At 30.4% G+C, this 25,995-nt stretch carries 22 protein-coding genes; all 22 read right to left on the bottom strand.

Annotated elements, in window-relative coordinates:
* Window positions 1-260: 260 nt before the first annotated feature.
* Window positions 261-1,964 carry a two-component system histidine kinase PnpS gene (gene pnpS, locus bsdtw1_RS06680; RefSeq protein WP_183276820.1) on the bottom strand — a complete coding sequence of 568 codons (1,704 nt, stop codon included), beginning with the start codon at window positions 1,962-1,964 and terminating at the stop codon, window positions 261-263.
* A gap of 3 nt (window positions 1,965-1,967) precedes the next feature.
* A complete protein-coding gene (locus bsdtw1_RS06675) occupies window positions 1,968-2,666 on the bottom strand; it encodes a winged helix-turn-helix domain-containing protein (protein WP_183276819.1) in 699 nt (232 codons plus the stop codon).
* Window positions 2,667-2,678: 12 nt separating this feature from the next.
* Window positions 2,679-3,404, bottom strand: a complete 726-nt coding sequence (gene pgeF / locus bsdtw1_RS06670; protein ID WP_183276818.1) for a peptidoglycan editing factor PgeF — start codon at window positions 3,402-3,404, stop codon at window positions 2,679-2,681.
* A gap of 185 nt (window positions 3,405-3,589) precedes the next feature.
* Complete coding sequence (gene nrdR, locus bsdtw1_RS06665; protein ID WP_128216053.1) at window positions 3,590-4,063, bottom strand: transcriptional regulator NrdR; 474 nt, start codon at window positions 4,061-4,063, stop codon at window positions 3,590-3,592.
* A 143-nt stretch (window positions 4,064-4,206) separates the two neighbouring features.
* Window positions 4,207-4,467 carry a YlmC/YmxH family sporulation protein gene (locus bsdtw1_RS06660; RefSeq protein ID WP_183276817.1) on the bottom strand — a complete coding sequence of 87 codons (261 nt, stop codon included), beginning with the start codon at window positions 4,465-4,467 and terminating at the stop codon, window positions 4,207-4,209.
* A 145-nt stretch (window positions 4,468-4,612) separates the two neighbouring features.
* Window positions 4,613-5,386 (bottom strand): RNA polymerase sporulation sigma factor SigG, encoded by a 774-nt coding sequence (gene sigG / locus bsdtw1_RS06655; protein ID WP_183276816.1) that lies wholly within the window; start codon window positions 5,384-5,386, stop codon window positions 4,613-4,615.
* Window positions 5,387-5,513: 127 nt separating this feature from the next.
* Complete coding sequence (sigE, locus tag bsdtw1_RS06650) at window positions 5,514-6,221, bottom strand: RNA polymerase sporulation sigma factor SigE (RefSeq protein ID WP_183276815.1); 708 nt, start codon at window positions 6,219-6,221, stop codon at window positions 5,514-5,516.
* Between the two features lie 15 nt (window positions 6,222-6,236).
* The gene (locus tag bsdtw1_RS06645; protein WP_183276814.1) at window positions 6,237-7,043 is read right to left on the bottom strand and encodes a sigma-E processing peptidase SpoIIGA; all 807 of its coding nucleotides are present in this window, start codon (window positions 7,041-7,043) and stop codon (window positions 6,237-6,239) included.
* 478 nt (window positions 7,044-7,521) lie between these two features.
* On the bottom strand, window positions 7,522-8,619 hold the full coding sequence (gene ftsZ, locus bsdtw1_RS06640) for a cell division protein FtsZ (protein WP_183276813.1): 1,098 nt from the start codon (window positions 8,617-8,619) through the stop codon (window positions 7,522-7,524).
* Window positions 8,620-8,632: 13 nt separating this feature from the next.
* On the bottom strand, window positions 8,633-9,865 hold the full coding sequence (ftsA, locus tag bsdtw1_RS06635; RefSeq protein WP_183276812.1) for a cell division protein FtsA: 1,233 nt from the start codon (window positions 9,863-9,865) through the stop codon (window positions 8,633-8,635).
* A 346-nt stretch (window positions 9,866-10,211) separates the two neighbouring features.
* Window positions 10,212-11,498, bottom strand: a complete 1,287-nt coding sequence (locus bsdtw1_RS06630; protein ID WP_183276811.1) for a glycosyltransferase family 2 protein — start codon at window positions 11,496-11,498, stop codon at window positions 10,212-10,214.
* Window positions 11,499-12,297: 799 nt separating this feature from the next.
* Window positions 12,298-13,350: a type IV pilus twitching motility protein PilT gene (locus tag bsdtw1_RS06625; protein WP_183276810.1), complete on the bottom strand. Its 1,053-nt coding sequence runs from the start codon at window positions 13,348-13,350 to the stop codon at window positions 12,298-12,300.
* A gap of 170 nt (window positions 13,351-13,520) precedes the next feature.
* The gene (sigK, locus tag bsdtw1_RS06620; RefSeq protein WP_183276809.1) at window positions 13,521-14,219 is read right to left on the bottom strand and encodes an RNA polymerase sporulation sigma factor SigK; all 699 of its coding nucleotides are present in this window, start codon (window positions 14,217-14,219) and stop codon (window positions 13,521-13,523) included.
* 264 nt (window positions 14,220-14,483) lie between these two features.
* Window positions 14,484-15,857, bottom strand: coding sequence for an MATE family efflux transporter (locus bsdtw1_RS06615; protein WP_308463802.1), 1,374 nt, complete (start codon window positions 15,855-15,857; stop codon window positions 14,484-14,486).
* Window positions 15,858-16,012: 155 nt separating this feature from the next.
* The gene (locus bsdtw1_RS06610; protein WP_183276808.1) at window positions 16,013-18,091 is read right to left on the bottom strand and encodes a helix-turn-helix domain-containing protein; all 2,079 of its coding nucleotides are present in this window, start codon (window positions 18,089-18,091) and stop codon (window positions 16,013-16,015) included.
* A gap of 221 nt (window positions 18,092-18,312) precedes the next feature.
* Window positions 18,313-19,941 (bottom strand): penicillin-binding transpeptidase domain-containing protein, encoded by a 1,629-nt coding sequence (locus bsdtw1_RS06605; protein WP_183276807.1) that lies wholly within the window; start codon window positions 19,939-19,941, stop codon window positions 18,313-18,315.
* A gap of 68 nt (window positions 19,942-20,009) precedes the next feature.
* Window positions 20,010-20,630, bottom strand: coding sequence for a uridine kinase (gene udk, locus bsdtw1_RS06600; RefSeq protein WP_183276806.1), 621 nt, complete (start codon window positions 20,628-20,630; stop codon window positions 20,010-20,012).
* Complete coding sequence (locus bsdtw1_RS06595; RefSeq protein WP_183276805.1) at window positions 20,630-21,856, bottom strand: peptidase U32 family protein; 1,227 nt, start codon at window positions 21,854-21,856, stop codon at window positions 20,630-20,632. Before bsdtw1_RS06595 ends, udk begins: the two co-directional genes overlap by 1 nt.
* 5 nt (window positions 21,857-21,861) lie before the next feature.
* Entirely contained in the window at window positions 21,862-22,506 is a 645-nt protein-coding gene (locus bsdtw1_RS06590; protein WP_183276804.1) for an O-methyltransferase, read from the bottom strand.
* A 27-nt stretch (window positions 22,507-22,533) separates the two neighbouring features.
* Window positions 22,534-23,550, bottom strand: a complete 1,017-nt coding sequence (gene mltG / locus bsdtw1_RS06585; RefSeq protein WP_183276803.1) for an endolytic transglycosylase MltG — start codon at window positions 23,548-23,550, stop codon at window positions 22,534-22,536.
* Between the two features lie 169 nt (window positions 23,551-23,719).
* Complete coding sequence (gene typA / locus bsdtw1_RS06580) at window positions 23,720-25,537, bottom strand: translational GTPase TypA (protein WP_183276802.1); 1,818 nt, start codon at window positions 25,535-25,537, stop codon at window positions 23,720-23,722.
* A 105-nt stretch (window positions 25,538-25,642) separates the two neighbouring features.
* On the bottom strand, window positions 25,643-25,993 hold the full coding sequence (locus bsdtw1_RS06575) for a YlbF family regulator (protein WP_183276801.1): 351 nt from the start codon (window positions 25,991-25,993) through the stop codon (window positions 25,643-25,645).
* Window positions 25,994-25,995: the final 2 nt, after the last annotated feature.

Raw genomic sequence — 25,995 nt, 5'->3', positions numbered from 1 at the left:
TTTCGTTTCCAATGTATATTTTACATAAAAATTATTAAGCGAAGATTAACCAATATTAAGCCTAGGTGAACCTCTGTTAACTATAGGTAAATTTGGCAGGCTAATAAGTTTTATTTTTTACTGTGTAGCCATAAAGAGCTTCTAAAAGCATTGAAATATCTAGGTTTATCTAACTTGAAAATTTTATAATTTCCTATACAGTAAAAAAAGACCAAAGAATTATGATTATCTCATAATCCTTTAGTCTCTATGATTTTTCTTTATTCTTTTACACCCTTGATCTTTATGATGAATTTAGTCCCTACTCCAAGTTGACTCTGAACATCAATATTTCCATTAAAGGTTTTAACTATATGTTTAACTATCGCAAGTCCTAAGCCAGTTCCACCTTTAGCTCTTGACCTTGCTTTATCAACTCTATAGAATCTTTCAAATACTCTTGCCACGTCCTTCTTAGGTATACCAATTCCTGTGTCTTCTACAGTATAAGTTATAATACCATTTTTATTATTTGAAGTTATTAAAACCGAGTCACCTTCTTCAGAATACTTCACAGCATTATCAATAAGGTTTATCATCATCTGTTTAAACTTATCTGGGTCCCCCACTAATGAAAGTGTATTATTCAAATCCGCAGACAGTTTTATCTTCTTCTTTTCAGCTTCAATTTTCATTAAGGTATAAACATCTTCTATTATTCTATCTCCACTAAAGTTCATTCTTGTACATTCTATATTTTGTTCTATATTGGATAAGGATAATATGTCATTTATAAGCCTTGTTAATCTCTCTGCTTCTTCATTTATTATATTTAAAAACTTTTGTCTATTTTCTTCATCATCTACATATTTTAAAGTTTCAGCGAATCCTTTTATAGATGTAAGTGGAGTTTTAAGTTCATGAGACACATTAGCAACAAATTGCGATCTCATATTTTCAAGCTTCTTTATATCAGTTATATCCTGAACAACTGCAACAGTACCAATGTGCTCTCTACCATTGATAATTTCTGCAGTTCTTATCCTTAATTCTCTTTCTTCTGGCCAGATTATTTTTATCTCTTTATATGCATCAGAAGTCTCAAAAACATTATCCAATTCAAAATCCCTTATATGATCCATAAGAGTTTCTCCGATTATATCTTTGTCTATGCCGAATATCTTTTCAGCATAAGGATTTATCATTATTACCTTATGACTTCTATCAACTGCAATAACTCCACTATCCATACTTTTTAAAATCGCTTCTAGTCTATTTTGTTTGTCAATTAATTCATCCATAGTTACTTCAAGCTTATCTGCCATTTCATTAAAGGTCATTCCTAGACTTCCAAGTTCATCAACAGAACTAACTCTAACTCTACCATCTAATTCTCCTCTTGCTATTCTTGCTGTAATAATCTCCAATTCTTTCACGGGATCAACTATAAATCTAGTTAGCTTTAGAGAAAGAACTACAGATAAAACTAATACGAATACCAAAGTTATCAAATAGTATTTAATGTTAGTGTCTTGAAATATTTTTACATTATCTAAGGGTATTGAAGTTCTCACAATGCTGCCATCTTGTAGTTTAGTTGCATAATATACTAAATTTTTATTTAAGCTTTTGCTATATCGTACACTTGATCCTTCACCACTTTTTATAGCTTGAGCTATCTCAACCCTTGTAAGATGGTTATCAAGATCCTCCAGACGCTTATCTGTATCAAATTCTACAACTCCTGTTTTGCTTATATACGTAAATCTTATCTCCCTGTCAAGAGCTTTTACTTGATTTAATTTAGCTATCTTGTCAGGCTCATTTGCAAGTATTAAAGTTGCAAGTAAATCATTATAATGCTTCAAGTTTGCTTTAGAGTTCTCTAGATACTGATAATTAGATATTGCAATAAAAGAAGACGTTACTACAACTAATGAAAATATTATTGTAATAATTACCGAAAACATTATTTTTTTCTTCATAAATTATTCTCCGCTTGAAAATCTATATCCAATTCCTCTTATTGTTTCTATGAATCTAGGATTTTTATCATCATCCTCAATTTTTTTCCTTAGATGTCTTATATGAACATCTACAGTTCTTGTTTCTCCAATATACTCGTATCCCCAAATCTTGTCTAAAAGCATATCTCTAGTAAGAACCTTTCCTCTATTTTGAACCAAGGTCTCTAAAAGTTCAAATTCTTTTAATGTTAACTCTACTTTTTCACCATTCCTAAGCACATCATGCTTTAAGAAATCAATTGTAAGATTTCCAATATTCAAGGACTTTTCAAAGGATGGAGTACTTACAGTTCTTCTAAGTACAGCCTTTACTCTTGCCACAAGTTCTCTTATGGAGAAAGGCTTTGTAATATAATCATCTGCTCCTAACTCAAGTCCCAAAATCTTATCAAGCTCTTCACCTTTTGCAGTAGTCATGATGATTGGAATATTAGCAGTCAAGGAATCCTTTCTTATTTCTTTGCAAACATCAAATCCATCTAGCCCTGGTAACATAAGATCTAACAATACTAAACGAGGATGCTCTGATTTAGCAAGCTTTATAGCATCAATTCCATTGTACGCTGTTATTATTTTGAATCCTGCATTTTCTAAATTAAATTTCATAAGTTCAACGATATGTTCTTCATCGTCTACTATAAGAATTTTTTCATCAGCCATAATGTTCCTCCATTATTTAAAATAGATGTAAGTAAACATTCTTCCTGAATGCTCCCCATCTTTTCTGTAAGAATGTAGCTTTATATTTTTTTCACATAAAGTACAAGAACCACTCTTAATTATATTATCTTCATTTATACCTAAATACTTTAGTTGCACCTCAATACATTTTTCAAGATTTAAAAACCTTCCATTATTGATATCTTCTTCTTTATACAGGTTGTTTTTCTTAAACTTATCTATAAGCTCTTCACTTACTTCATAACAGCACTGCCTTATATGTGGTCCTATAAAAACTTTAATAGAACTGCTTTCACAATTAAAATCTTTAATCATAACTTCTATTGTCTTTTTTACAATACTGTCAAAAGTACCCTTCCACCCACTATGTACTGCTGCAATCACCTTTTTATTGCTGTCCCATATTAAAACAGGAACACAATCCGCTGTAAATACACCAATAATAGTGTCTACACTAGAAGTAATAAGTGAATCCCCTTCAACTTGACCATCTAACACAACATCATCATTCGCTATGATGATCTTATCACTGTGGATTTGCTTTAAATAACAAATTTTCTTAACTTGCAAATCATCTTTAAGTTTTATTAAATTATTCTTTCCTTCTTCAGTATCAAACTTAAAATTTGCATCATTTAAAGCCGTTGTGACCCCTAATTCAACTAGTGGATCTTCATAGGTTAAAATCTGAAAATCATTTAACATTTTTTCTTTCATAAATTAACTTCCTTTACATTTTAGGTAAATTAATAAATTTTCTCACTCTTTTCACTTATAATTTTAACATTATCATTACATAAAGCAAATAAAAGCAAATTTATTTTAACTATCTTTAACTAAGATTTAACAACTAATCTTATTTCCTAGGTAATGTTATACTCTCCTAAACAGAAATAAAAGAACTACTTTTTATGTAGTTCTTCTGATAATCCCATCAAATTTTTAATTTCTTCCATAAAAGTATTTATGTCTTTAAATTGTCTATACACTGATGCAAACCTTACGTAAGATACTTCATCAATATTCTTTAATCTATCCATTACCATTTCACCTATGTAATCAGTGCTAACTTCTGTAAGCATCTTATTACTTATAGTCTTTTCAATATCATCAGCAATATCCTCTATTTGTCTTCTAGAAACTGGTCTTTTTTGACATGCTTTTATTAACCCATTGATTAATTTCTCTTTATTAAAATTCTCTCTAGTAGAATCTTTCTTTATAACCAAAGTTGGTATGTCTTCAACCTTCTCATAAGTAGTGTATCTCTTACCACATTTTAAGCACTCTCTTCTTCGTCTTATGGCTGTATAATCCTCAGTCGACCTGGAATCAACAACCTTACTTTCTTCGTATGAGCAGTATGGACATCTCAAGCTATTCACGCCCTTTCATTAATGCAACTTCCTTAACTTAATTTTATTGAATAAGCTAACCTAAAGCTAACTCCAAAATCCTTCATTAGCATATAAGTGATTATCTATAATATATTTATTATACACACTTATTACTATTTTTGCTACATATCTGATACAGTTTTTTCCTTACTATTAACCAATATAACATCTACACCAATTTTTACTACATCTTCCCAAGGTATTTCAAGCATGTCCATTTTTCCGAACCAGTTACTTTTCTGGACAGGTATCAATATCGATACTATTTTACTTTCATCACAATCAATCTTTAAATCTCTAATATAGCCAAGTTTTGCACCTAGGTTTATATCGACTACCTCCATGACTCTTAGATTATTTAATGAATGCATACTCAATTCCATCTAACATCCCTCCATATAAAAATATATGATAGAAAATGGTATAAAATGATATCCTTTTTCTTCTAAAAATAATTAAATATCAAAGTCACACTATTTTAAAATTTCGTGCTTTCATTTACAGTAAAAAATAGAGCTCAAATGAGCTCTAAACATACTTTCTCATATGCTTTAATGCAGTCTTCTCCAGCCTTGATACCTGAGCTTGTGATATACCAATTTCGTCAGCTACCTCCATCTGTGTTCTACCATTAAAGAATCTAAGAGTAAGTATAAGTTTTTCTCTATCATTTAATTTTTTCATAGCTTCTTTTATAGAAATATTTTCAAGCCAATTATCATCTTGATTCTTACTATCCGATATTTGATCCATCACGTAGATTGCATCTCCTCCATCATGGTAGATTGGTTCAAATAACGATACTGGGTCTTGTATTGCATCTAACGCAAAGACAACTTCTTCCCTTGGTATTTTTAATTCTTTAGCTATCTGTGAAATAGTAGGTTCTTTATTATTATCATTTACTAATTTATCTCTAACAAGTAAAGCTCTATATGCAATATCTCTTAATGACCTGCTTACCCTTATGGCATTGTTATCTCTTAGATAACGTCTTATTTCTCCTATTATCATTGGAACTGCATAAGTAGAGAATTTAACATTCTGAGATAAATCAAAGTTATCTATAGCCTTCATTAAACCAATACAACCTACTTGAAATAGATCATCTACATTTTCGCCTCTATTATTAAATCTTTGAATAACGCTTAACACCAATCTTAAATTACCATTAATAAATATTTCTCTAGCTCCCTGCTTTCCATCCTTCATTTGAAGAAGTAATGCTTTCATTTCTTTTTCCCTCAAAACAGGAAGTTTAGAGGTATTGACTCCGCATATTTCTACTTTATTGATTATCATGTGTAATCAACCCCTTATAAGTAATAGATACTACTGCATTAAAAATTATTTCCTATGGGAGCCATTTTTATACGATTTTAAAAATTTATAATTATTTATAAAGTACTTGACAATTTCATTTTTCTACTTAAACCATTCTATTAATTTCTTTTTTCAATCTTTTAATTATTTTCTTTTCTAATCTTGAAATATAAGACTGCGATATTCCAAGCATATCAGCTACCTCTTTTTGAGTTTTTTCTCTTGCACCATATAAACCAAATCTTAATTTTACTATTTCCTTCTCTCTCTCACTCAAATTCTTCATTGCCATGAACAGCAATTGCTTATCTACTTCATCTTCAATCAAATTATAAACTATGTCGTTATCAGTTCCTAAAATATCTGACAGCAGAAGTTCATTTCCGTCCCAATCAATATTTAATGGTTCATAGAAGGATATTTCTGCTTTCACTTTACTGTTTCGTCTCAAATACATAAGTATTTCATTTTCAATGCATCTAGATGCATATGTAGCTAGCTTTATCTTTTTTTCTGGATTAAAGGTATTAACAGCTTTAATTAAACCTATTGTCCCCACAGAAATTAAGTCTTCTACACCTACTCCAGTATTCTCAAACTTCCTTGCAATATATACTACCAATCTAAGATTTCTCTCAATGAGTATACTCCTTATTGTATCATCACCACCTATAAGCTTAAGAACTAGGTTCTCTTCTTCTTCTTTTGTTAAAGGTGGCGGAAGTGCGTCATTACCTCCAACGTAATATATATTTTTTGCAAACAACTTCATTTTTGTTAATATTCTGTTGATTAAAACGCTAATACTTATCATGTAAATAACACCCCTCTATAATACTCCTCTAGATAATAGTGCACCATAATCATCATATGGGCTGAACTGGTCCTTGCATAAACATATGACTGCATCTTTAGTGGATATCAATTTATCATCTTTATATAATTTTATTTGATTCATTCTAAACCCTTCCAAACTACCTTTTCCACCATTTATTACTTTGTATGGTACAATTAAAGCTCCCTTACCTTCTCTACTAAATCCTTCCAAATAATTTTTATTTATTAATATCACTGGCAAGGTTGTAGCTGGTTCAGTTAACTCATTTCCCGAATCTAAAAATGCTTTAACTCTGAAGTTCTTAGAATTATCTGAGAATTCAATTTCATAAAAGAAATCTGTTAAAGATTTTCTATCTCTTATAAAAATTATGGTTCTATAAGCAAAAACATAAATAATCATTAATGCTAGTAGCATATACTTTAAATAGATATTTTTAAGAGTAAATGCCGAAAACAAATCATATGGATTATTCATCAATGAAAATGCAAAAATAAAACCACAAAGCAGGATGGACCATAACAAAAAGATTCCTGTGCTTTTAATTAAAACTAAAAAATTAACCTTTCCTAAAGTTATATAAATCATAATCATAGGAATAATTAACTTAACTGGAAGAGAGACCATCACACTTAGACTTGGAAAAAAATATAACAGTGTGTAGAAGGCGCCTAAGATACTTCCCAAGGAAGCTCTGACAAATGAAAACTTTATTCGTACTGTTTGTAATGTTATCGTTATTAGAAAGAGATTAATTATAAAATTTTCAAAAAGAATTACATCTACATATACCTTCATAAACTCACTCCTCAAAAACATTATAAAACTAAGTAGTCTAAAATTTTGTCATAATGTAATAACTATGAAATTTTTTTATATGGTCATATTTTACAATTATTTCCACAATTCTTTCAAGTTCTACTATTTGTCATATATTCTTCTAAATATTGATATGCTTCTAGATAGAATTTTAGAATGAAGATGAAACACTTAGAACCGAAACCTATTTTTAAAACTCTCACGGGTTCTGGTGAGAGAATTTAAAAATAATAAGTTTTATTACAAAGTGGTACATCTATATATAAACCCGTTGCAAGTAAAACATATAGTCAATAATTGGTTTATTATCAGTAATCAGCAAAATTGTCTATCGGTTTTATTAAATAGAATTGGGGATCTATACCTTAGTAAAGCAAAAAAATAAGACATGCTTTCACATGTCTTATTTTTAAATATCTACATTAATCATTTACGTATAATTTAAATACTTAAATTACTATCTTTTTGTTCTTCTCAAAAAAGCCGGTATGTCTAATTCATCTCCGAAACCTTGATTGCTTGCAGTAGTAGCCGCAGCTTCTTCTTTAGCAGCTGTTGGTTCTGTCGCAATTTCTTCCTTAGGAGGCTCTACATCTCTAGCTATTTTTTCAAATCCTGTAGCTATTACAGTAATTCTTATTTCATCCTTTAAGTTCTCATCAATTACAGCTCCAAAGATGATGTTTGCATCTGGATCTGCAGCTTCTTGAACAATTTCAGCAGCTTCATTTATTTCTAAAAGACCTAAATCTGCTCCACCTGTTACATTTAATAATACACCTGTTGCTCCTACAATTGAAGTTTCTAGTAGTGGTGATGATATAGCTTGCTTAGCAGCTTCTTGTGCTCTATTGTCTCCACTTCCGTTACCAACACCCATATGTGCAAGACCTTTGTCCACCATTACAGCTCTAACGTCAGCAAAGTCAAGATTAACTAGACCTGGAATTGTAATTAAGTCAGATATACCTTGTACACCTTGTCTTAAAACATCATCAGCTAATTTAAAAGAATCTAGCAATGTAGTTTTCTTATCTACCATTGTAAGCAATCTTTCATTAGGAATTGTAACAAGAGTATCAACTCTTTGCTTAAGGTTTTCAATACCCATTTCAGCATGCTTCATTCTTCTTCTTCCTTCAAAAGGAAACGGCTTTGTTACTACACCAACTGTAAGTATACCCATTGATTTAGCAATTTCAGCTACTACTGGTGCAGCTCCTGTACCAGTTCCACCACCCATACCTGCAGTGATGAACACCATGTCTGCTCCTTTTATAGCTTCTGATATTTCATCTTTGCTTTCTTCAGCGGCCTTTTTACCTATATCAGGGTTAGCACCTGCACCTAATCCCTTAGTTAACTTTTCACCAATTTGTATCTTTTGATTAGCATGAGATAACATAAGTGCTTGTTTATCTGTATTTATTGTAATAAACTCAACATTCTTCAAGCCTTCAACAATCATTCTATTAACAGCGTTGCTTCCGCCACCGCCACAGCCAACTACCTTTATATTTGCAAATTCCTGCATATCAACATCAAAGTCTAACAAAATAATTCCTCCTTTAGAAAAAATCGTCGATTAATCTTTTAAAATTACGAATAAGTCCACTTTTCTTTTTTTTATTATTAATTTCATTATCATGGTTTATATTGCTTTCATTGTCATATGAATCCTCATAGATTAATTTTAACCTATCATAGGCATCTTTAACAATACCAATTGAATTAATTATACAAGAATTTTGTAATTCAAGCTGATTTTTTGTCACAATAATTGTTCTTTTTCGCATTTTATCTTCAAAAAAGTATTTTACATCTTGAAACATAGCTAAGCCATTTCCAAAAATGTATATATTACTAATTTCGTTCAAATACCCTGATTCCTTTATATCTTTTTGAATTAATGTAACAATTTCTTCAATTCTAGATTCAACAACGTCTTTAAATAACTTTATATCAATTTCTAAGGACTCAGCTTTAAGTGTACCAATGCTATGTTCTCTATATAAAGTTTTATAATTTTCACTATAATTTTGTTTCACTTGTTCAGCATGCTCTTCAGGTATTTCTAAGCAGATAGAAATGTCCTTTGTCACATTTTGTCCACCAACTGGTAAGCTAGATGAATATTCCAATTCATTATTTTTATATAATGCAAGCTCTATTATCTCTGCACCAGCATCAACTATAAGGACATTTTCTTTAATTGTTTTTTCATTTAAAATTATTTTTCTTAACTCTAAGTCATTAATATATATACCTTCAATGTTTATACCTGATAGTCTCAAGGCATTCCTATAACTATTTACTATATCTCTCTTTCCAACAATAACTGAACAGTTTGCTTGGAGCTTTGAGGCTTTCATAGCTAAAGGATCTTCTACTATTGTACTATCATCTATACAAAAGGATTCTGTAAATGCATCAATTATTACTTCATCGGATGCAAGCTCTATGTTTTCAGCATCTGAAATTGCCTCCTTAATCTCTGAAGGCGTAATTAAGTTCAATTTAGTGCTTAAAGCTACTCCTTTACTTTTTACAAGCCTAGTATCAGAGGAACTTATTCCTATAAATGCCGAAGTAAAATTAATATTTGATTGCTTCTTTATTTCATCAACGCATTGTTTCAAACTCACGGTCAAATCATTTAAATTTATAATCTTACCCTTTGATAATCCTTTTGATGGAGTATAAACACTACATATAACTTCAAAATCATTTTCACTGACTTTAGCGACACTTGCACTTATGTTATTATTTCCAATATCAATACCTACGATTGTCCTTTGCATTTATCTTCCGTCTTCCCTCCTTAGTATAGGTTATATTTATTTATTCAACACAAATATATATTTTCCTTTTTATCTCACAAAAAAAATAATAGTAATTTATACCAAAATAACACAATTCTCATTTTTCCAAATTAATATGGATATAAAAGTTCACTGAAATGACTTCTTCTACGTATTTTTTTCGCATCTGTCTTGCAAATGCATATGCGGAAAACTTGGCAGGCTAATAAGTTTTATTTTGTTACTATTTAGCCAAAAAAACTTGTAAAACCATTTAAATATCCAGTTTTAGCTAACATAAAAATTTCATGTTTTATATACAGAAAAAACTCTGCTTTCGCAGAGTTTAATTTGCTTTTTCTAAATCAGTTATATTTATACTTCTTGTATGAACTGTGTGTGACCACTCTTTATTATTTTTATTAGCTATTCCTTGGATACAAATAGGAAGCCAAGTTATACTAAATATAGGATAAATGAAATAGTATAAAAATATTTTTGGTGAAAGCTTTCCATCAAGTATTAATAAGAATGGTGTGTATATAAATTGAATTAATATAATTAGCAATGCACCTAATGTTATCAAAATAGATTGCAAGCTTGTATTTACAGAGTTAATATTGTTAAATAATTCTATAGCTTTACCAGAAAAATTCAATATATTTGGAACTATGTTTATTATCGTCGCAACAGCTAAAAGTATAATAACTATAGGCTGTATGCTATATAATGCACAATCAAAAGCTACAAAGCTACGTTCCTTTATTGCTCTTTTCATTAACTTCCAAAAGTATCTTGAAGAAACATCTGCAAACCCCTGCATCCATCTCTTTCTTTGTGCCCATGATTGAGCTAAAGTTAAAGGTTTCTCATCGTAAACTACAGCTTCATGTGCCCAACCAACCTTGTGTCCATTTAGAACAAGCTTACAAGTAAATTCTAAGTCTTCAGTTAAACAAGTCGCTCCCCAACCTAAAGTTTTTAAAGTATCTGTCTCTATGCAAAAACCGGTTCCGCCCAATTGATTGGAAAGACCTAAGTTGCTTCTTGAAAGCTGAAACATTCTATTTGAAGTCCAAAAGGATATAGAGTAACATCCTGTTATCCAAGTATCTTTAGGATTTTTACTATCTAAAAAACCTTGAACAACTTTGAATCCCTTTAATAACATCTTATTCATCTCAGTTAAGAAATTTTTAGATATTAGATTATCCGCATCAAATACTGCTACTGCATCATATCTTTTATTCATTTTGAATATATGATCAAACATCCATTCAAGTGCGTAACCTTTTCCTCTTTTTTCTTTATCAAATCTTTCGTAGACCTTTGCCCCAAGTTTCTTTGCTTTTTCAGCAGTTTTATCAGTACAGTTATCCGCTATTACAAAAACATCATACATTTCTCTAGGATAATTAATTCCATTAAGACTTTGTATTATATCTCCGATTACAGTTTCTTCGTTATGTGCTGCAACAATTAATGCAAAAGTTTTTTGGGGTTTTATATTATCTTTCTTTTTTAATTTTATTATACCAAATAATGAGAGCACCATATAATACATTGTTAATATAAATACTACATTTGAAAAAATTCCTAAAAATACCTCAAACGAACTTTTTATTACATTCATTAATATTCCCCCCTAGTTCATAGTTATTTTAGCATAAAATAACTTTAAATACTATATGTACTTTTCAAATTTATTTCTTTTTAAGCTTAACATAAACCTCACCATATTTTTTAACAAATCTCACAAATTATCTACTTTGTCATTTACTGCTTATAACAAGCCACTTATTTATTTAATTGTAAAACTGTTTAGTCTATAAATATATTTTTTACAATTTGTAAATTTTTTGCAAACTCTTATTATAATAATTTTCCGCCATAATAAATAAACTTCATTAATATTTTGCACAATGAAGCAACTATCATTATATTGAATATTAATCTATGAAATTATACGTTATTTACTATATATTGGCATTAATTGCTTATATAGCTACTTTATCAGCATTCACAACACTTTATATTTATACACTTTTATGATATAATATTATTAGAAGATTCGGCAAGGAGGTTTTAATATGTTATGAACTTGTGAAAAGGGATTTAAAAACTCTCTATTTCACAGATATGATGAATCCTTCGGCTAAGTTGTATTAGTTAAAATATTAATACAATCTTAAAGGAGGATTTATCATGAAAAGAGATCTAATTATTAAACTTATAAAATCAATATCGTATAATTATGCAACAAACACGGATAATTATTGCATAAAATTTCTTGACTATATGTCTTACTAATCATCAACATATATAAGACCATAAATTTATCATTTCCGAAAAACTTTTTTTTATTTCCTTTTAATATAATCTTTAGGTAATTTAATGAAAATTTTTAAGGCAACTCCAAGGAGTTGCCTTTATTACATCATCATTAATCTGCTTACCATTTCTCTATCAACAGAAAAACTCAAAGCTGTCTCTTCACTGATAACGCCTCTTCTATACAACTCAGCAAGATTCATATCCATTGTTTTCATTCCATACTTGCCACCAGTTTGCACAGAAGACTCAATTTGATGAGTTTTTCCTTCTCTTATAAGGTTTTGTATTGCAGGGGTAGTAACCATTGTCTCCAAAGCTGAAGTTCTTCCGCCTTGATTAGTAGGAACGAGCTGTTGAGAAACAATTCCTTGAAGTACAGCAGACAGCTGTATTCTTATTTGTTGCTGTTGATGAGGAGGAAAAACATCTACTATTCTATCAATGGTTTTAGCAGCGCCAATAGTATGTAATGTTGAAAGAACTAGATGCCCTGTTTCAGCCGCAGTAATCGCAATAGCTATTGTTTCAAGATCTCTCATTTCACCTACTAGTATAACATCTGGATCCTCTCTAAGTATTGCTCTTAAAGCATTGTCATATGATCTACTATCTTTACCTATTTCTCTTTGATTTATAATACATTTATTATGTTTATGTAAGAATTCAATTGGATCTTCCAAAGTTATTACATGTGCTTCTCTAGTTTGATTTATCTCATTTATCATTGCTGCTAGTGTTGTACTTTTACCACTACCAGTTGGACCTGTAACTAAAACTAAGCCTCTTTTTCTTTGGCATAGTTCTTTGAGTATAGCTGGATGGCCCAATTCATTCAAAGTTGGAATCTTTAATGCTATAACTCTTATCGCAAGAGCATGACTATTTCTTTGCTTAAATACATTTACCCTAAAACGACCAAGTCCTGCAATAGAATATGAAGTATCAAACTCTCCTGCTTCATCATATTTTCCAAAGCTATCTTCTAGTATTTCTTTTGCAAAAGCTTCTGTATCCGATGGCATTAGTTTATTTTGTCCTATCTTTACTAAATTACCATTAACTCTTATAGTTGGTGGAATACCTACTGTAAGATGAAGGTCAGAGGCGCCTTCTTCGATTGTTCTTGAAAGTAATTCCTTTAATGTTATCACTGGTTATCCTCCTCATGTCATTTCAAAGTATATCTATCTACAATTATACAAATTTAATTAAAATAAAGCAAAATATATAAATAAAAAAACATTAAATTATTTTTATTTATAACTTTATTCGATAAAATTGGCTAAACTCCCCTACTCTCAAGAAGAATTTAGCCAAATACCTACCTTTTACTATTGAGTTCTTTAAATAGTTTTTTAAGAGCTTTCTTTTCAATTCTTGAAACATAAGACCTCGATATTCCTAACAATGCTGCAATTTCCCTTTGAGTTTTTGAGTGCCCATCAATGAGACCATACCTCATCTCAATTATTTCCTTTTCTCTTATTGAGAGAATAGAATTCATCTTATTATAAAGTGATCTAATTTGCAAATTGCTTTCTACAGTTTCTAAAACTGAATCATTTTCACTACTTAAGACATCTATTAGGCATATCTCATTACCTTCCTTGTCAACTCCAATTGGGTCTTGTAGGAATACTTCTCCTTTTACTTTTTTGTTATTCCTAAAAAGCATTAAGATCTCATTTTCGATACATCTCGCTGCATAGGTAGCAAGTCTAGTTCCCTTAGAAGAATCGTAAGAATCAATTGCCTTTATGAGTCCTACTGTTCCAATAGAAATTAGATCATCTAAATCTTTATTTTGAAAAGAATATTTTTTTACAATGTGTGCAACAAGCCTTAAATTTCTTTCGACTAATATGTTTTTTGCATTAGAATCTCCGCTCTTTAACTTCGCGATATACATTTCCTCTTCTTTTTCATCTAGTGGTTGTGGAAATGTACTATTACCGGTAATATAACCAGACAATAGAACTATGTTGCCAATCACATCAATGAAATAACTAAAAATAAACACAGATGCTCCTCCTATTAGTGCTTATTAATATAGTATGAGGGAAGTATGTACTTGTTTCCTATTAGATATAATATTTTGTTTTATGAATAATTAATTAATTAGTTCTAAATGAAAAAATCGCTGAAGCGACTTATTTCCAGAGAATACCCCACTCTCTTATTTATTCCTATAAACCCATGAAATAATAATTCTCTCGTTGCAACAAAAAAGAAACAAGCTTCAAAATCAACTTGTTTCTTTAGGTTTTTATAATAATTCTTAATACTACTTTTTTAAATTTATGATGACATTATTAGTAGCAAATAGATGCTTATCACTTTCTCCTGTTGCTTGCTTAATAAAGTGTATAGATGTAATAGCAGAAATAATATCTGATACAGGATAAGCAATCCAAGCGCCTACTATCCCAAACAATTGAACAAATAATATTGATACAGGTATAAAAATAACTAGTTGTCTATATATCGAAAGTAAAAATGATGTCTTTGCTTCATCTATTGCTTGATAATAATATATACATATATAGTAAATTCCTATTACCGGTATTATTGATATACATATTCTAAAAGCAAGTACTGCATTCTTTAATATTTCCGCATCTCTTAAGAAGAAACCAATAATTGAGTTCGAGAAAGTCATTAATATAATCCAGAACGTCATTGAAGCTCCTGACACAGCTATTATAGCTATCTTTAAAGCTTCCTTCATTTTTGTATAGTTTCTACGACCATAGTTATAGGCTACTATTGGCTGCATTGATGAACTTATTCCTATTATAGTAATAAACATAAACATAGAAACCTTAGTTATTACCCCAACTATTATAATCGCACTATCTCCTCCATGAGATACTAGTATATTGTTAAGAATAACCGAAACAACCGCATCAGATATCTCGATTATAAAAGTAGAAAATCCTATTGTAATTATATTAAATACAAATTCTTTTTCTATCACAGTTCTAATATATTTAAACGAAAAACTTATTTCAAAATTCTTTTTTACAATCCTAAATCTACTTATAGCAAAGATAAAAGCAAGTATTTGCGAGACAACTGTTGCTATTGCTGCACCTCTTACACCATAATTCATTAATACCACTAAAATATAGTTTATTGCGATATTGAAAATAGATCCAATGATATTAGAGTACAGAGTTACTCTTGTGTTTCCAAGAGCATTCATCATATAGCAAATTACAGTTGAAAGACACTGAAAGATTCCACCTATTAATATTATAGTTATATATTGTTCTGCGAAGCTAAAGGTATTTACACTGGCTCCTAGTGCAGTTATTATGCTTTTCTTAAATAAAAATATTATAAGAATCACTACTGTAAGAGATACAATCGTTAACATAATGGCATTAATAATAGTTTGCTTTAAATGCTCAATATTTTTCTCACCTAGATATCTTGATACAGAAGTTGAAGCTCCTATAGATATTAACATTCCTATAGCTATCATAAGCCTTTGTATTGGAAAAGCTATTGTAAGCCCTCCTATGGCATCAGCTCCCACATACCTACCTACGAATACAGTATCAACCATATTATATAATTCTAATACTAAAAGTGATATAATCGCTGGTATTGCAAATTTTAGAAGTACCTTGCTTACTTTTCCATCATTATAGATTTTATCATTTATCCCAATGGATTCACCTCTTTTTCTCTATACTAGAATTATAATCTAATTAAAGAAAATCTTTAACTCACTTAACTGCTTACTAAAAGGTACTTTTATGGTTTTATAAAAAAATCATATATTTCTATAAAAAGCAGAAAAACACCTTACTTAAGGTGTTTTTGTACTTCTTTTATTATTATTAACACTGCTCCATAGCCTTCTAACTTAGCTTGTAAGTTCAAAACAGCACTTTTTTTAGCAAATTTAAACTCTACTTTCGGAAAAGATGCCTTTAAAAGTATTTCTTTTTCTTCTTTATTTAATCGTACTGGCTTTCCCATATCAAGCCAATAATTATATGATGATCCCACTTCTTCATCTATAAGATAGGATGTAACTCTAGCTGAAGTTGGGATTTTCATAATATTTAATGAAAATTTCTTTTCTGTGGAATTCTTTAAGCCTCTAAGCTTTGAATATTTCTTCAATTGAATGAGGTTTATTATTTCTTCATTATAGCTATATAGAAGTATTTGATATTCTCCTTCTTTTTTTGTAACTATATACCCATTATCTTTTGCCACTATAGTATCACCTAGCTTATTCAAAAGATAGTATGAGTAAAAAGAGGCTTTTCTTATACCTTTATCATTTACCATACCTGGATACCCAAAAAAAACTTCATTGGTTAAATAAGGTTGATTGTCTAAAACATCAAAGGCTCTAAGAGCATTTTGTTTACTATCCTTATTCAACTGATTTTGGATTATAAAAGGCAGCATATATGAAGTATCATAAATCGGGTCTACACTTAACTCATCATTAAATTTATCTTCAATTATTTGAAGTTCAAATTCTTCTATGATTACTCTAGCTTCTTTTATATTGTCGTCCAATGTGTTTTGGGTAAATTGGAACACAAAGTCATTAATATTTAATCCCTCAAGCTTAGAGAAGAAATCAAAAAATGATTTCAATACATCTAAGAATTCTTCCTGAGTTACATCCTTATCATCCAGCACTATTAAAGGTTTAATACCTATTGTATCTAGATATTCTAATACTGTTTCTGTTCTGCTCCAATTATAAAACTTAACCTTTGGAAATATTCCCATATCTGAAGAAAATACATTTAGAAGCCTTGCATATTCAAATCCGATTTCATATTGAATTTCCTCTAAAATATCTTTATTATCTTCTAACAGTAATTCAAAGGCATTCCCTACATTTATTATATCTTTAAAACTTTTTTCAAAAGGACCAATTTCCTCACTAACATCTATATTAATCTTGTTTATCTTGTCCTCAAAATTAAATCTATCATAATCTTCAAGATAATACATAACGAAGTCTATTGCATCTTTTAAATCATAATATTTTATCTTTTTACTTTTTTCTAAGGTTTCTTCGTCCACCTTATATTTTTTTCTATAATTTAAAGGTGTGGTTTTATAATAAAACTTAAAGTTTTTGTTATAGTATCTCGTATGTGAAAATCCAACTTCTTCAGATATCTCAGAGATAGGCTTATCAGTATCCAACAAAAGCTTAACAGATTCCTCTACTCTTGTCAGATTAATGAGTTCAGTAAAGCTATATCCTGTTGAATACTTTATCTCATGAGACAGATAGTGAGTACTCAAAAACTCTTTATCAGCAATATCCTGTAAGGTTATATTGTTATTATAATTATTATAGATATATTTAGATATTCTATGATACCTATCTAACTGCTCATCATTTTCTCTAAGCTCTTCCTGTTCATGCATGAGATAGTGAAAATTGTTTATAAGATGATATAAAAGTTCTACTAATGTATTTTCTATTTCTTCATCATAGTTGTCACTTCTTTGAACTAACTCACAAAGCACTATACTTAAAAAAGTCCTAAGTTCATCATAGTCTTCGTTTTCCTGTGCACCTTCTTCACTTGAATTTGTGTAGAAAAACATATTTTTTATATCATTATAATATTTTTCAAAAAAGTAAGGATCTATGTGAAATATAAGTACTTTATTATCTTTATCCTTTGAAAAAATACGGTGTGCTTCATCAACATTAATTATCTCTATTTCATTTTCTATAAGTTCATAAGTTCCTGCATTTATGTTTACAAATACGCTTCCCTTAACTACGTATAGTATTTCAATATAATTATGCCAATGAAGCGGATATTCCTCTACAGTTACAAAATCCACACTAACCGGTATACCTGTTGAGAAATCAATATATTCTTTTCTCATAAAAAATCTACTCCTTAAAAATCAACTGAAAAGTTATCCTTTGTTTTATATATAAGTTATCAATGGAATTTATGTTCTATTTATATTTAAACTAAATAAAAATTCCTTTCATCTAAATTTTACACCGTAAGCACCGTAATCATCAATGTATAAAATTGTAAACAAAAGAAAAGAAAAACACTAAGCGAGTTTCTTAGTGTTTTGATAATCTTATTATAACATTAATTGCTCTTTTGTTTATCTTTCTGAGCTAAGCTTAAAACAATATCTTTGAACACAGGAGCCGCAGTTGCATTACCATTCTTACCTATGCTACTATTTTGATTGATATATGGAACCATAACCACCAATGAATAGTAGTCACCGTTTAATTTAAAATAGCCTGCAAACCATCCGTGGTTTTTAGAGTTTTCACCTTCAGCAGTACCCGTTTTACCACCGGTTTCTATTCCATCTATCCTTGCATTATATCCAGTACCTTTTGTTTCAGTTACTACGCCTCTCATATCATCTAAAACAGTTTTCGCTATCTCAGGTTTAATTACTTGTTGACCATCTGGTGTGAACTTTTTAACAACTGTTCCATCATTTTGAACAAATTCATCTATGATATATGGCTTATTGTAAGTTCCATTATTTGCTGCAGTTGCAACAACAGCAGCCATTTGAAGTGGAGTTACATTCAGAGTTTGACCCATTGAAACATTACCTATACCATTTTCTTCTTTGGGCTCAACACCTTTTCCTTCATATTGAAGATTAAGTACCTTAGAAAATAATCCTTGCTTTTTTGCCATATCTACTAGAGGTATAAAACCTACTTTAAAACCAATTTTTCTAAAAACAGTATTACAAGATTCTAGAAAAGCATCATGAGCGCTAAGGGTTCCGTGTGCGTAATTCTTACCATCCTTAAAACAATACCTTCCATCGCATAGAAAAGTATTATCTTTACTTAAATCTCCGTAATTATAAGCCGCCTCTTCTGTTATGATCTTAAAGGTTGATCCTGGCTCAAAACTTTGATTCTGTATTCCAATAGTTATATTTGGTTGCGACTCATCCTTTTGAGCTAAAGCCTTCACCTTGCCAGTTTTAGCTTCTATAAGAGCAATACCAATATTAGGAACATTCTTGTACTTATCACTATTCAAAACAGTTCTTATGCTGTCTTGCCAGTTTTTATCTAACGTAAGCTTCACATTTACATTGGATGTAGGTGCTGCATAATCCTTTAAAGAATAAGTTCCATCACTATTCAATTGATTATATACTGATGGAATTTTATTATTCTTTGTATAATCATATATTAAATGTTCTAAAGTTCCATCATCTTTTAATTCTTTTCCATCAGTTTTGTTTACATCTGAAAGTATATTCTCAATCTTCCAGGCTTCAGTTCTATTCACATTAGATGATGTATACCAATAAAGCCCCTTCATGGTTTTAAGCTCTTTTATCTTATTGTAACTATCTTCACTCACAGTATAATATATCTTTCCAGTAGTCTTTAAAATATCTTTATACGAGAAATCCTTCACTTCATTTTTCATAATATAACTTAATGCCAATAGATTTCTTAGATTATTTTCAGTACTATTTAATTTAAAAACCATAGCATCTATAACTACAACATATTTTTTATTATACGAAAGCAAGTCTTTATTGTTATCGTCAACCAATGCATATTTGTTATCGGCTGTAGTATCTACTTGTACATTATGACTATATTCTTTTTCTATAGCACTAGGATTATATTCATTGCCTACATAGAACAATCTAAATATCAATACAATAAATGAAGCTATTACAAAATCAGCTATTATAATAAATCTTTTCTTCGTTAACATAAAAACACCCCTCTTGCTGAATTCTAGCCTTTAGAGGGGTGTTTTATTCATGTTATTGTTTGAAAATTCTATTCAAGTAGAATTTGCTTAATTTTTGCTACCATTATATCTATTGCTACCTTATTATGTCCACCTTCTGGAATTATCAGGTCAGCATATCTTTTTGTAGGTTCAGTAAATTGTAAATGCATAGGTCTTACTACACTTAGATATTGGTTTATAACTGATTCCACTGTTCTCTTTCTTTCAGTTATATCCCTTTGTAATCTACGTATTATCCTAACATCCGAATCAGTATCTACATATATTTTAATGTCTAAAAGATCTCTTATTCTACTATCTTCTAAAACTAATATTCCTTCGACAATTATTATATCTTTTGAGTCCACAGTAGTAGTTTCCGATACTCTATTGTGAATTGAGAAATCATATTTAGGTTTCTCTATACTCTTTCCTTCTACTAAAGCTTTTAAATGTTCAACTAATAAAGAATTATCAAAAGCATCCGGATGATCATAGTTAGTTTTTTGTCTATCTTCCATAGAAAGATAACTTTGATCCTTATAATATGAGTCTTGTTCTATCATTGCAATACAAGTTTGATCAAACTTGTTATATATTTCTTTAGCAATAGTACTTTTCCCCGAACCAGTTCCTCCGGTAATTCCTATCAAAATCGGTTTTGACATTAGTTGTCCCCCTTACTCTTTATAAGCATATCATTTTCTCTAAGCTCTGTTTCTGAACTTATAGTAAATATCATTTGCGCCCTTGGAGCAACCTCAATCTTATTTCCTAAATGATCCTTCATGTCTGATAAACTTACCTCAAACGAATCGCCTTCAGGTCTTAAAACTTCAACTACATCACCTTCAAAAACTCTGTTTTTTTGCTCTATCGTTGCAAGCTTAGTTTCTTTATCGTAACTCTTAACTACACCAACAATATCATAATCTCTTACATATGAAGAAGTTTCGTATACTTGCTTGTTCTTCTCACCAAAATAGAATCCTGTGTGATAACTTCTATGACTAACCTTAACAACAGTATCAAGCCATTCCTTTTTAAATTCATAATTTTCAGGATCTGCCCAATATGCATCAAGAGCTTGCCTATAAGCTTTAACCACTGCTGCAACATAATAAGAACTCTTCATTCTTCCTTCTATCTTGAAGGAGTAAATCCCACTCTTTACAAGCTCAGGTATATGTTCTATCATGCACAAATCCTTAGAGTTTAATATATATGTACCTTTTTCATCTTCAAATACAGGGAAATATTCTCCAGGTCTTTTTTCTTCAACCAGATAATATTTGTATCTACATGGTTGAGCACAAGCACCTCTATTAGAATCTCTTCCTGTCATATAATTTGAAATTAAGCATCTTCCTGAATAAGACATACACATTGATCCATGAACAAAAGCCTCTATATCACAATCTTCTGGTATTTTGGAAGTTATATCTTCTATTTCTTTTATAGAAAGTTCTCTTGCAAGTACAACTCTCTTTGCGCCTTGATCATACCAGAACTTTGCTGATCTCCAGTTTACATTGTTAGCTTGGGTACTTATATGAATTTCCATATCAGGAACTACTTCTCTCGCTGTAGCAAATATTGCAAGGTCAGCAACGATTATAGCATCAATTTCTAAATCTCTTAGATTTCTTAAATATTCCTCTATTCCTACTAAATCACCATTATGAGGGAAGACATTCATTGTTACATAAACTTTCTTTCCTCTTTCATGAGCATATTTTACCCCTTCACTTATTTGTTCATTTGTAAAATTATCAGCAAAAGCTCTTAGATTCAGCTTACTTCCACCTATATATACAGCATCTGCTCCAAAATCAATAGCAGTTTTTAATTTTTCAAGACTCCCTGCTGGAGCTAATATTTCTGGTTTTCTCATTATTTTTACCTCCTCTTTGTCACAGCTATTCCATCCCCCATAGGAATAATAGTTGTGATTAAATTCTTATCTTTGGATATCTCTTCAAGATATTTTCTCATTCTTTTAACTATCGTTATTTTTCTTCTTATAACCAAGTCATTAGAAGCAACCATTCCTCTAAAAAGAACATTGTCTGATATTATGATTCCATCTTCAGCTAACAGTCTTAGACAATGAGGTAAAAAATGATTATAGTGCCCTTTACCAGCATCCATAAAAATCAGATCAAACTTATCATCTAAACCTTCTAATATTTCTAGACAATCACCTTTAACAACTTTAATTTTATCACTAAAATTATACTTTGAAATATTACTCTCTGCAATAGATACCATATTTTCATCACGTTCTATTGATGTTATACTTGCATTTCCATTAGCAGCTTTACTCATAAGGATGGCAGAGTACCCAATAGCAGTTCCTAGTTCTAATATTTTTTTAGGTTTTTTCATAGAAACCATAAACTCTAAAAACTTACCTGCTTCTTTTTGTACTATTGGGACTGAATTTTCTTCTGCATACTTTTCTAACTCATATAGTTCACCTTCGCTGTCTCCAATTAGACCTCTAAGATATTCCTCCATGTAGTCATGTGTAATTCCACTCATAATTTCCTCCAACTAATTTGGTTATAATTAATATCCTAATTCTTTCTTCATCTTTAAAAAATCATTATAATCAGCAGTAAAATAGTGCTCATTATTTTTCTTCAGTAAGTAGTATAAGAAGTTAGTATCTTCCGGTTTAACCGCAGCTAAGATTGATTGCTTTCCTGGATTACAGATTGGGCCTACTGGTAATCCTTTACTTTTATACGTATTATAAGGAGACTTAACTTCTAAATCCTTAAGGGTTACTACATCTTTATGTTGTCCTATAGCATATAATATTGTTGCATCTAATTGAAGAGGCATATTCTTTTTTAATCTATTATCAATAACTGAAGATATTAAAGGTCTATCAGAATCCACTCTAGCTTCTTTTTCAATCATTGAAGCCTTATTTATTATGTCCTCATAATCAGAATCTGATATTGATTTATTAGTTTCCTTTTGAACTTCACTCATCACTTGCTGGAATCTGGCAATCATTGCCATTATTATGTCATCAGACTTATCGCTCTTCTTGAAAAAATATGTGTCTGGGAATAAATATCCTTCAAGCTCATATCTTTTATCTTTATTTTCTTTTACATACTTAGGTAATGGATATTTTTTTACTGCAGCTAAAAATTCGTCTTTAGTGACAAGACCACTTTTCTCAACCTTTGCTGCAATTTCCTCCACATTCAACCCTTCAGGAATTGTTATTTTAATGTTATGTCCACCTTCTTTTAGCAAACTAATAATTTTGTCAAGAGAAGTTCCTATTAAAATGTCATATGTACCTGGCTGAATCTCTCCACCTAAGTTGTTTTTCTTTATATAGTATTTTGCTGCATATAAACTCTTTAGTGACTTATCACTATTTAAATGATCTAGAACGTCGTATAGACTTTCTCCTTCTTTTACAACTACATTTACTGTACTTCCCTTTCCTTGGAGAGGGTCATTTATAGCTCTTAAATATTTTATGTAGAAAAATGTTATAGCAATAAGAACTATTAATATAAAGGAAGAAATAAAAATTAAAGGCTTTTTAAAGTTTCTCATAAAATCCCCCTACTTTTAAACCGTATAACCTACTACAAAAGTTATACTAAAAATTAATATGTACAATAATTATATCTTTATCTATGGTGCTTAAAACCCTTTATATACAAAAGTAAATAGCCTACTAGGCTATTTACTTAATTATACTATTTTTATGCCAACAAGCAAATTACTTTCTTGCAGCTCTCTTTCTTTCATTAGAATCTAATAATCTCTTTCTCATTCTAATGTTTTTAGGGGTAACTTCTACAAGCTCGTCAGAATTTATAAATTCTAGACATTCTTCTAGTGAAAGTTTCTTTGCTGGAGTTAATCTTAATGAATCATCAGAACCAGAAGCTCTTGTATTAGATTGATGTTTTCTCTTACAAACATTAACTTCTATATCTTCCGCTCTTGAACACTCACCGCATACCATTCCTGAATAAACTTCAGTACCTGGTTCTATGAATAGAGTACCTCTTTCTTGAGCATTGAATAATCCATAAGCTATTGCATCACCAGCTTCAAAAGCAACAAGTGATCCTCTGCTTCTTCCAGGAATATCACCTCTGTATTTATCGTAGCCTTCAAATACGTGGTTCATTATACCATTACCTTTAGTATCTGTCATGAATTCACTTCTGAATCCTATAAGACCTCTAGCAGGTATTAAGAATTCTAATCTTGTGTACCCATTTACAGCTGAAGTCATATTAACCATTTCAGCTTTTCTAGGTCCTAGTTTTTCCATAACAGGTCCCATAAATTCTTCTGGAACATCTATAGTTAAGTACTCAATAGGTTCTACTTTCTTTCCATGTTCTTCTTTAAATATAACATTTGGCTTAGAAACTTGGAATTCATATCCTTCTCTTCTCATTGTTTCTATAAGTATTGAAAGATGTAGTTCTCCTCTTCCACTAACTTCAAAACGGTCAGGAGAAAGTTCATTTACTCTTAAACTTACATTTGTTTCAAGTTCTTTCATAAGTCTATCTCTTAAATGTCTTGAAGTAACGAAATCACCTTCACGTCCTGCAAATGGTGAGTCATTTACCATGAAGTTCATATTTAATGTAGGCTCGTCTATATCAACAAATGGTAGTGCCTCTGGATTTTGAGCGTCTGCTATAGTCTCTCCAATATTTACATCAACTATACCACTTAAAGCTATTATATCTCCAAGTGCAGCTTCATTTGCTTCTTCTCTCTTTAGTCCATTATATGTATAAAGACTTGACACCTTGTAATTTGATGTAGATCCATCTTTTCTTACAACAGCAATATTTTGATTCTTTGATACTCTACCACGAACAACTTTACCTATTACTATCTTACCAACATATTCACTTGAATCTATTGTAGTAACAAGCATTTGAAGAGGAGCATCTATGTATCCCTTTGGTGGTTCAACATGCTCTATTATAGTGTTGAATAAAGGTTCCATGTTTGAGCTTTCATCTTCAACTTCCATCTTTGCAAAACCTTCTCTAGCTGAAGCATAAACTATTGGGAAATCTAACTGTTTATCAGTTGCTCCAAGCTCTAAGAACAATTCAAAAACTTCATCAATAACATCAGTAGGTCTAGCATCTGCTCTATCGATTTTATTGATTACAACTATTGGATCCAATCCAAGTTCTAAAGCCTTCTTTAAAACGAATTTAGTCTGAGGCATAGGTCCTTCATAAGAGTCTACAACTAAAAGAACGCTATCAACCATCTTAAGAACTCTCTCAACTTCTCCACCGAAGTCAGCATGTCCTGGAGTATCTATTATATTTATCTTAATGTCATTGTATGTAACTGCTGTATTCTTTGAAAGTATAGTTATTCCTCTTTCCTTTTCTAGGTCATTGGAGTCCATTACTCTTTCTTCTACTTTTTCATTTGCTCTGAATATATTACTTTGTCTTAATAGCGCATCAACTAAAGTAGTTTTACCATGGTCAACGTGAGCAATTATTGCTATGTTTCTTATATCATTTCTTGTTATTAATTCCATATTTATCCTCCATTGGTTTTAACCACAAAATAAAATTGGATACCGTTGTATCCAATTTCAACATTTTAATTCTAATATTACTTTCTACAAAAGTCAACTAAAATACTAGGAATTTGGTGTAATTATATCCACACCGATTGCATCGTTAAATATTTTTAACAAGTCTTCCCATATAACTGCAAATTGAGCTTCACTTTGAAGGTATACAGCTACAGAAGGATTAATCATCGCAACGCTTCCAACTTTTTGCATTTTCTCCTTTGTTGCATCACTTACAGTTCCAGTTTGAAATTGCTCATTATAAGCCTCTATTTGAATCCTTCTAAAATCCTCAACTATTTTTTTTAGTTCTGGACTTTCAGATATTTTTTTTGAAGCTTCTCTATATGCAACTACTTCAGGTAAATCCTTAAGTACGTTTGCAAAATCATGAGCTTTATCATATATATTTGTCATAC

Source organism: Clostridium fungisolvens, assembly GCF_014193895.1.
GTDB classification, from domain to species: domain Bacteria; phylum Bacillota; class Clostridia; order Clostridiales; family Clostridiaceae; genus Clostridium_AR; species Clostridium_AR fungisolvens.
This window is presented reverse-complemented; position numbering and strand designations above follow the sequence as displayed.

Bases quoted from the DNA above. Each gene is read 5' to 3' on its own strand.
- bsdtw1_RS06595 (WP_183276805.1), bottom strand. From the start codon at position 21,856: ATGAGAAAACCAGAAATATTAGCTCCAGCAGGGAGTCTTGAAAAATTA.
- bsdtw1_RS06675 (WP_183276819.1), bottom strand. From the start codon at position 2,666: ATGGCTGATGAAAAAATTCTTATAGTAGACGATGAAGAACATATCGTT.
- bsdtw1_RS06590 (WP_183276804.1), bottom strand. From the start codon at position 22,506: ATGAGTGGAATTACACATGACTACATGGAGGAATATCTTAGAGGTCTA.
- sigE (WP_183276815.1), bottom strand. From the start codon at position 6,221: ATGATAAGTATTAGCGTTTTAATCAACAGAATATTAACAAAAATGAAG.
- bsdtw1_RS06575 (WP_183276801.1), bottom strand. From the start codon at position 25,993: ATGACAAATATATATGATAAAGCTCATGATTTTGCAAACGTACTTAAG.
- sigG (WP_183276816.1), bottom strand. From the start codon at position 5,386: ATGATAATCAATAAAGTAGAAATATGCGGAGTCAATACCTCTAAACTT.
- pnpS (WP_183276820.1), bottom strand. From the start codon at position 1,964: ATGAAGAAAAAAATAATGTTTTCGGTAATTATTACAATAATATTTTCA.
- bsdtw1_RS06630 (WP_183276811.1), bottom strand. From the start codon at position 11,498: ATGAATGTAATAAAAAGTTCGTTTGAGGTATTTTTAGGAATTTTTTCA.
- bsdtw1_RS06610 (WP_183276808.1), bottom strand. From the start codon at position 18,091: ATGAGAAAAGAATATATTGATTTCTCAACAGGTATACCGGTTAGTGTG.
- udk (WP_183276806.1), bottom strand. From the start codon at position 20,630: ATGTCAAAACCGATTTTGATAGGAATTACCGGAGGAACTGGTTCGGGG.
- ftsA (WP_183276812.1), bottom strand. From the start codon at position 9,865: ATGCAAAGGACAATCGTAGGTATTGATATTGGAAATAATAACATAAGT.
- typA (WP_183276802.1), bottom strand. From the start codon at position 25,537: ATGGAATTAATAACAAGAAATGATATAAGAAACATAGCAATAATTGCT.
- mltG (WP_183276803.1), bottom strand. From the start codon at position 23,550: ATGAGAAACTTTAAAAAGCCTTTAATTTTTATTTCTTCCTTTATATTA.
- bsdtw1_RS06645 (WP_183276814.1), bottom strand. From the start codon at position 7,043: ATGAAGGTATATGTAGATGTAATTCTTTTTGAAAATTTTATAATTAAT.
- pgeF (WP_183276818.1), bottom strand. From the start codon at position 3,404: ATGAAAGAAAAAATGTTAAATGATTTTCAGATTTTAACCTATGAAGAT.
- bsdtw1_RS06660 (WP_183276817.1), bottom strand. From the start codon at position 4,467: ATGGAATTGAGTATGCATTCATTAAATAATCTAAGAGTCATGGAGGTA.
- bsdtw1_RS06605 (WP_183276807.1), bottom strand. From the start codon at position 19,941: ATGTTAACGAAGAAAAGATTTATTATAATAGCTGATTTTGTAATAGCT.